The sequence below is a fragment of the Caballeronia choica genome, from assembly GCF_001544535.1.
Lineage (GTDB): Bacteria > Pseudomonadota > Gammaproteobacteria > Burkholderiales > Burkholderiaceae > Caballeronia > Caballeronia choica.
Window position 1 is genome coordinate 1 of sequence record NZ_FCON02000241.1, and the last position, 7,372, is coordinate 7,372.

General features: G+C 56.1%; 9 protein-coding genes. 7 read left to right on the forward strand and 2 right to left on the reverse strand.

The window, feature by feature from the left end; translation table 11 throughout:
• The first annotated feature begins 74 nt into the window (after positions 1 to 74).
• Positions 75 to 353 (forward strand): phage integrase N-terminal SAM-like domain-containing protein, encoded by a 279-nt coding sequence (locus AWB68_RS50235; RefSeq protein ID WP_235028790.1) that lies wholly within the window; start codon positions 75 to 77, stop codon positions 351 to 353.
• 134 nt (positions 354 to 487) lie between these two features.
• Positions 488 to 1,036: a plasmid pRiA4b ORF-3 family protein gene (locus AWB68_RS50240; protein ID WP_235028791.1), complete on the forward strand. Its 549-nt coding sequence runs from the start codon at positions 488 to 490 to the stop codon at positions 1,034 to 1,036.
• Between the two features lie 1,209 nt (positions 1,037 to 2,245).
• Here AWB68_RS50240 and AWB68_RS48580 read toward each other — a convergent pair.
• Positions 2,246 to 2,437, reverse strand: a complete 192-nt coding sequence (locus AWB68_RS48580) for a hypothetical protein (protein ID WP_160110164.1) — start codon at positions 2,435 to 2,437, stop codon at positions 2,246 to 2,248.
• A gap of 179 nt (positions 2,438 to 2,616) precedes the next feature.
• Here AWB68_RS48580 and AWB68_RS47575 point away from each other — a divergent pair, with 179 nt between their 5' ends.
• The 5 genes from AWB68_RS47575 to AWB68_RS49135 all read left to right on the forward strand — a co-directional run bounded on the left by AWB68_RS47575 (position 2,617) and on the right by AWB68_RS49135 (position 6,091).
• The gene (locus AWB68_RS47575) at positions 2,617 to 3,186 is read left to right on the forward strand and encodes a hypothetical protein (RefSeq protein WP_125483223.1); all 570 of its coding nucleotides are present in this window, start codon (positions 2,617 to 2,619) and stop codon (positions 3,184 to 3,186) included.
• 316 nt (positions 3,187 to 3,502) lie between these two features.
• Positions 3,503 to 4,126 (forward strand): hypothetical protein, encoded by a 624-nt coding sequence (locus AWB68_RS50245; protein ID WP_235028792.1) that lies wholly within the window; start codon positions 3,503 to 3,505, stop codon positions 4,124 to 4,126.
• Positions 4,127 to 4,304: 178 nt separating this feature from the next.
• Positions 4,305 to 4,637, forward strand: coding sequence for a hypothetical protein (locus AWB68_RS47580; protein WP_125483224.1), 333 nt, complete (start codon positions 4,305 to 4,307; stop codon positions 4,635 to 4,637).
• Between the two features lie 1,053 nt (positions 4,638 to 5,690).
• Positions 5,691 to 5,963 carry a helix-turn-helix domain-containing protein gene (locus AWB68_RS51765; RefSeq protein WP_087649882.1) on the forward strand — a complete coding sequence of 91 codons (273 nt, stop codon included), beginning with the start codon at positions 5,691 to 5,693 and terminating at the stop codon, positions 5,961 to 5,963.
• Complete coding sequence (locus tag AWB68_RS49135) at positions 5,906 to 6,091, forward strand: hypothetical protein (protein WP_200828941.1); 186 nt, start codon at positions 5,906 to 5,908, stop codon at positions 6,089 to 6,091. The genes AWB68_RS51765 and AWB68_RS49135 overlap by 58 nt, the downstream gene beginning before the upstream one ends.
• 660 nt (positions 6,092 to 6,751) lie before the next feature.
• Here AWB68_RS49135 and AWB68_RS41050 read toward each other — a convergent pair.
• On the reverse strand, positions 6,752 to 7,372 hold a 621-nt coding region (locus AWB68_RS41050; RefSeq protein WP_445344367.1), incomplete at its 5' end, for a thioesterase domain-containing protein.

Sequence of the window (7,372 nt, forward strand, 5' to 3'; positions counted from 1 at the left end):
ATTTCCGGATCCGGCGACGATGGGAACCGCTGAATCAGCGAATAGCGCCCAAAGTGGTTATCAAGTGAACAGTATTGAGTTTAGCCCGGCACTTTCGCCGCTCGCCCGAACTGCTGGGTCCCAAGGACATCCGGGCCTGGCTCGTCTACCTCCGCGAAGAACGCAAGATGGCGCCCGCCAGTCTCGGCCCAACGATCGGCGCACTGCGCTTCCTCTACCGCGTGACGCTCAGACGCGACTCGAGCGACGAGGACTTTCCACTCCCAAGGAAGCCGGTCCGACTGCCGGTCGTTCTCAGCCTGGAGGTACCTTCTTCGAGTCGATCGCCAGTCTCAGGCAGCGCACCATCCTGATGACCGCGTACGCCGCGGGCCTGCGTGTTTCCGAGGTCCACACCTGAAGGTCATCGATATTGACAGCCAGCGAATGGTCATCCGCGTGAACCGAGGAAAATAGACAGGATTACTACGTGATGCTGTAGCCACGGTTGCTCGAGATCCGGCGGACATACTGGCACGATGCTCACCCTCGCGACTGGCTTTTTCCCGGCGATATCCCCGGCAGACCCATTTCTCGCGATGCGGTCGCATTGGCCTGCCGAGTCGCGCGCCAGCGCAGCGGCATCCAGAAACCCATTAGGCTGCTCAACGAGGCACGGGTCACGCTGGCGAAGGCGCTGGACGGCCTGAAGTCATTCACTTACATCTACGACTCCGGCGACAACTGGCAGTACCGAATCAAGGTCGAGAAAGCACTCGTGCCCGATCCGGACATGCACCGGCCGCTGTGCCTGGATGGGCAGAATGCATGTCCGCCGGAGGATGTTGGCGGAGTGCCGGGATATGTTGACTCCTCGAAGCGATCGGCGATCCGACCCACGAGGAACATGACCACTTCCTTGAGTGGTGTGGCGGCAGCTTCGATCCCGCTGTCTTCAATCTCGTGCTCGCGAATCAGCGGCTCTCAGAGGTCAAGTTCTGATCGTCAAGACGGCCTCGGTTTGACGCTTACGATAGGCAATCAAACCCTGCTTTAGTATTTTCCCTAGCCTTATCTCGGTCAGATTTCGCCAGAAGTGTGAGGTATCGCACATAGTTCACATTGACAGTAGCTAATCTACTCTGCTAACGGACTGCGTCTATTAACCCATGTCGCCAATAACCTTTCAATTGAACAACCATCGAATTTTCATATCATTGATATAATCTGCCGCATTCCTGCGAGCGGACGGTCGTTTTATATTCCACTTGTATCAAATATGAACCAAAAAAATTCTCGAAATAATTTGTAACATTGGTTTCCTTCGCGGTCCCTTGTGAATATATTCATCAACACTAAACCTAAAGACGCAATCTTCTTTTTCTTAATACGAATAGTTAACAAAATGCTGAAGCCGTCTGGTCGAAGGCTTGAGGAGATTAAGGTGAACGGTCATTGCGCACACCCCGAACGCGGGAACAGTAGTGTCACGTCGTCTGCCCATCCATTGCAAACATATAGCGCCATCGGCCCTTGTCGACGCTCAATTCGACGAGCGAGCGCTTTAGACGCTCATGCGCGTCCACTCTAATGGCTGCTCGGTGAAAACTCGATCCGCGCGATGAAGCGTGGTCGATCGAATTACCGGCGACCCCCGGCCCAGAACTCTAGTAGTGGCCTCGACTGGGGCTGAGGCCTTGGGCTATTAACGCATGCCGTCGATAATTTTCACCACCGCCCAAGCTTTAACGGAAAGCAACCGCTTAAATCGTCGCATGATTGATAAACGCACCGGTGCATTTCTGAGTGACGCTCGTTTTATACCTGTTTTGTAGACAGACATTTACGAATCAAAGCTTGGTCAAAATAATTTGTAACAATGGTTTCTTTCGTCCAAGCTTGTGAATATATTCATCAACATTAAAATCCGAAGCCATAATCTTGTCGATAATTAATTTGTCGAGCGCTTAAAGCTAATCCGCGTTTACTTTCGAATATTAGCCGCGCCAGTCCTTAGGCGGCGAAGTCTCGCTGTTACCGATCAGATAATCGGCGAACCGTGTCGCTCGTCTTCGGATTGTGTGGTTGTTTGATTATTCGATTAAGCGCGAAATTCTAAGTTTTTCCCGTGAACCGGGTCTGCGATCGGCGCCGTTGCAGACCTGGAAAACTCGTGCGCCTTTTTGGAGACTGCAATGAACCGCAAACTTATCGTCGCCGCGCTCTTCGCCTTTGCTTCCGCCTCGGCTTTCGCCGGATCCGGAACTCAAACGAGTTCTTCGTCCTCGTCGGGCGGTGGCACGTCCGCGAGTGTCGTTGGCGCCGGCGTCTTCGGCGCAACGCAATCTGGGGCCGCCAGTGCTTCGTCGTACGCGCTTGCTGGCAACCTTGGCAGCGTCGGGGGTTCGACGACTGGCACGGCGGCGCAGAACAGCAGCAGTTCGTTGGTCGGTGGCATCGGATTTGGTGGGTCGTCGGCACATGGAGGCTCGGGCGCAAGCTCAGGCGCCTCCGCTGGGAACTTTAACTGGCACTAAGTACTATCTGCGGTTAGACAGTCGAGCCCACGGCGGCACACTTATAGCCAATGGCGTGGGCTCGGCTTCTTTATAGAGTCATGACGCGCAGGAGGATTTCATGAAGGCGAAGGTTATCGCTGCGGTTCTTGCGATGGCATCATCACCAGTTTTTGCTGGCGGCTATAGCACTTTGACAAATACCGCGTCTGGTTCATCCGGTTCGACGGTAGCTGTGCTTGTCGGTTCGGGCGGTTTCGTCGGGACGAATACCGGGTCCACTTCGGCGAACGCGGGCGCAGTAACCGGTCCGAACGGAACGAGCGCGTCGTCGAATTCGTACAACACCAACACTTCGACCGGGGCCGGCAGCGGTCTTGGAGGCGGTGGTGGGGTGGGCATCAATATCAGCGTATCGCAGGGCACAGCCACTTCGCCAAATAGTAATTCCAACGCGGCAACCGTTTCAGGTGGTTACACTGGTGCGCTTACACTCGCCAACGCTGGGGCAAGCGGTTCACTTAATACTGGCGGCGCCCATGCTGCAGCGGGAAGCAGCTACGGTGGCAATGTCGGTGGTTCCCACTCCAGTGCAAGTAATTCGACAACTTCGATTGCAACTGGATCGAACGCGTCGTCCAACGGCAATTCGAGCGGATCAGGCTCGACGTCGGCAACAACTGGCCATTGAACGGCAAGAGATTGGCGCAACAGATGTCAGGCCTAAAACTATAATTTACTGGCTGCATGGGCGCACCCTCGTGTTGCGCTCATTTTTCTTCGGGAGAACGGAAGTGGATAAGTCCGCCTATTGTGCGGCCTGCATTGTTGCACTTTTTAGCGCAAATGCATTTGCACAGCAAACAATCCCAACGCCAACCGCGGGACCAGGCACGAGCCCATTCGATACTCGTGCCACAATTGATTCCAATCAAAGTTCATATTCGGTTCGAAATGTCCCACAGATCTCGGCGCCGCCCTTAGTGACCACGCTTCAGGACACGTGTATGGGCTCGTCGAGCTTTGGACTCAGCGTCACAGGATTTGGCGCGACTGCCGGAACAACTCGCGTCGATGAAGCCTGCGTCCGGCGGCTTGACGCACGTGAATTTCGAGCCATGGGGCTGACAGATGTCGCACTGTCTCTTTTGTGTCAATCAGAAGATAATCGACGGGCAGTCGAAGCGACGGGCCACCTCTGCCCCGGGACGAAAGCTCCGCTGGCGAAGGTCAAGTCGACTGCTGAGACAGCGTCGGTAACCGATGACGATAAATACCGCGATCCGATTGTTCGCGCGCGGCTGGGGCTTCCTGTGGCAAACGCGAAGGATTCGACGCCCGAATCCGGGCCCCAAACCAAGGACCGGGATAAACCGACCCAGGACACCAAGCCGATTCAGGAAATGACGCCGATTCATGCGCAGATGGCTGATGCCAGGCCGTCCGTGGAAATGAAGCCGATTACTCCTCCGCAGATAGTTGATGCCAAGCCGCCCGTAGTCAAGTCGCCCGCAGTCGAAAATGCCGATACGCTCGAGCAAAAAATCATGAAGTACGGATGGAACCCGGTGAACAGAAAGGCCGCCGAACCGGTCAAGCCTGACGGTTTGGTTGCAGCAGTCATGAAGTAGCCCAAAGCCAGAATATTCAAAAAGCGGAGCGGCTTCGGGAATCCGTTGAAAAGAGACATCTTTAGTATCCTCCGGTTAAGGAGGTGGCCTATCGTTCTTCCCGAGCCCGCCTCTTCTTTTTTCGCCCGCTCAGGCACGTCATGCGTCATCTGGCAGGCGAGAGGTGGACGGTCGGTTCTTGGCTCCGCTTGCTAAAGCTGAAAAACTGGGCGCGTTGCGGTGCAATCCGAACTTATTCTCGGCTCGCGCCCGAACCGATCTCCGCCCGCACTATTCGATCGCCCATGGAACCGACGCTGAGATGCGTCTCGAAGAGGCCATTTTCAATGGCGGGTGGCGTATGAAAGACGTTTCCGCTTTCATCGTGTCGTTTCTGATTGCTCAGACGGTGTGTTCGCAGTCCATCCCAACCTCGGCTGCCCGTTCAGCTACGACTAGCCAGGCCATATGGTTCAACCGCGCCTATAGGCCCTCAGCCTTTGCCGAGCTTGCCGCCGATCAATTTGCTTGAGTCTGTCGGCGAAGATCCGCTGGGCGCCGAGACGGGCGCAGAGAAGTGCCTTCTTGTGGTAAGACGCGGTAGTACCATACTGGCTGTCGAGTTGGCGCCGCTGACCATTGGGCCAAGATTCGTTGGATGATCACCGAAGGTTATGGATAACGATATGTTGACGTCGAAATGGAAGTATCAGGAACCTAAGCGGACCGAACAGAGTTCGTTCTCCAATCCCGTGACCGCCGAGATCGCAGTAACATCGTCGTTAACCAGCGGAAACATCGTATCCAACACGGTGCAAAGTCAGACAATAATATCTTCGTCCGCGAAGACATGGTCGAAGCACACGAAGGATTCAAAAAGGCAATGATGTCACCCTTGTAGAAACGGTGCAGACGGTAACGATCAACGGCGAGAAGTATCCGAAGTTCGCCAACTTCAGATCGGCCTCGACGGACGTTCCGGTTCCGGCTTCAGATGAGTACTTCTGTCGTCAGTAATGCGTCGACGCCTGACACTGAACGACAACCGGCCACAATGATCCGTGACTTAAGGTTCTCAACGTACGCGGCGGCGTTATGCAAGCTTGCGAGTGCAACGGGGCTTGGCTTTGCGCCATCGCTCCGACGCAGGTCACGTCCGGCACTGTGCTTTACTCAGGTCAAGTCCTCGGCGAGGCCCAAGCGATGGCGACTGGCGGGGCCATCGCGACTGCAACCCGCCGTCGCCAGCCAATGGCCGAATGGCCGTAATAACATCTTTCCATGAGGTACAGGAACGGTGCTTCTACTTGCCGGAAGACAGACCGGATGCGTTTTCGGCTTCAGGCGTCCATAGGCCTTCGATGCGCAGTCCTTTTGAATTCGCGGTTTGATTTCCCCGCCGAGCAGGCTTATCCTTAGACTTTCTTTAGGGACGCGCGATCGAACGCAGGGCATCTAGCAGGTTGCGACCCGGTACCTGCGCATCAAAGAAGCTTCGTGCGTACAGCCGCATTAGTCATGATCGACCGTGGAGGCAGCACGAAAGTCGAAGGTGCCCAAATTCGGTTAAGGGGATACATTGCCCATGTCGCGCTTCGGAGCACAACTGAAACAACTTCGGGCACGACGCAATGTTTGCGTTCGCGAAGTCGCCATTCGCTCGGGCGTGTCGCACTCGACAATTTCGCTGATTGAGCGCGACCGAGTCAGTCCGTCGGTCGACACGTTGGCCGCAATCCTCAATGCTCTTGACTCGACGCTGGCGGACTTTTTTTCAGAACTCCAGTCCACAAGCGCCTCTTGTCCGTCTATCGCGCAGCCGAACTCAGCCACCCCACGAAAGATTCCTACCGCATGATTGGCGTCGATCTCGGGACTCGATACCGCAAGCTTTTTGCAAATCGACTCTGCAAATCCGGGACCGGCGAGATCGTGCGTCTCAAGCTTTACGTTCGCGCCGATCTATTCGAACAGGACGTCGTGTAGACTGACCGCACACTTGCGGACAGCGGCAACCTGAAAAATGGTGCTTCAGGCGGCTCGCGGCGCTTGCAATTACCCACAGTCCTCCTGAGCGAGTTCATAGCCAAGCTGAATGTCAATCACGGCGCATACGGCGCCACATGACGGTATTGCTTGGCGGCGGGTTGTCGGCACGTGCAAGGTAACCGCCGAGTTGCGCAAGCTTGATGAGGCTGCATAGCAGCGGCGGCGCCTGTGCAGTGTGAGGCGTGTCCTTGACGACCCGATCAAGGAGTTCGGCCTCTGTTGTGTGACTGCCAACTAGGCGGGAGCTTCAGCGCACCGGGTCACCCCAGAGGATGCGCCAACTCAGGTCAGAACACCGAGAATGAGATTGGCCAAGCGATCAGCGACACGCAGCCTCGATTTTTCAGCCTTGCATCCCAACAGAATCTTATGGAATGTCTCTATTTTCCACCGCTTCGCGTACCAGTGAGTATCCGAACGAAATAGTGCGAACCCGGACAAGAGGGGAACCCTCTAGATGCTCGATCGTGCGTGACGCGGGCACGGGTCATTGCACTGCGCGACGCACCCATCAACGATCTGCATTCGAACGCGGCCGTGCCAGAAGCGACAAAAAGGCGAGAACTACCGCAAGGCCACGCTAAGGATGAACGCGCCTCAGCGAGGACCGCCAAACACGGCTGTCGTAGCATGGGGCGGCAACTCATCCGCCGCCGCGACCTCATTTGCCCTATCGAGCGCGGCTGCGGTGCGATGAACGGCGGACTCCGCGACGATCGCCGAATGGTCGCACGGCACATCGGTGACACTTAGCCCGCGGCGTGCAACGTTCCGCCACAGCAGCAAAGGATCGCCCCGGTCGTGCAGCCGCGACGTCGCACGCACATACACAATCGGTCCGCCATAATAGGGGCACGGACGGTAGTTGTTCGTCGCGGTCCGAAAGGTTTCGCGCAAGCGCCGCAGCACCGGAGGCATGAATTCTTCGACTGGATCTGTCGGCCGGTGCGACACGCGCCCGCGACGAATCAATACGTTATCCGCGATGGCGATGAGTTTGTCCGCGATATAACTCACGCGCTGATTCAGCGACTTTTCCGCGATCGCATGCCACAGCCGGCTTACACGGCCGCGCTGGAAGATGAACCACGAATGCCACGGCAGCCAACGCTCATGGACGTAAGTGTCGAGCAAGCACACGAATTCTGTCCGTTCACCCGAAACGAGCAATTGTTGCGCGATCTCCAGCGCAACCAGTCCGCCGAACGAGTATCCAGC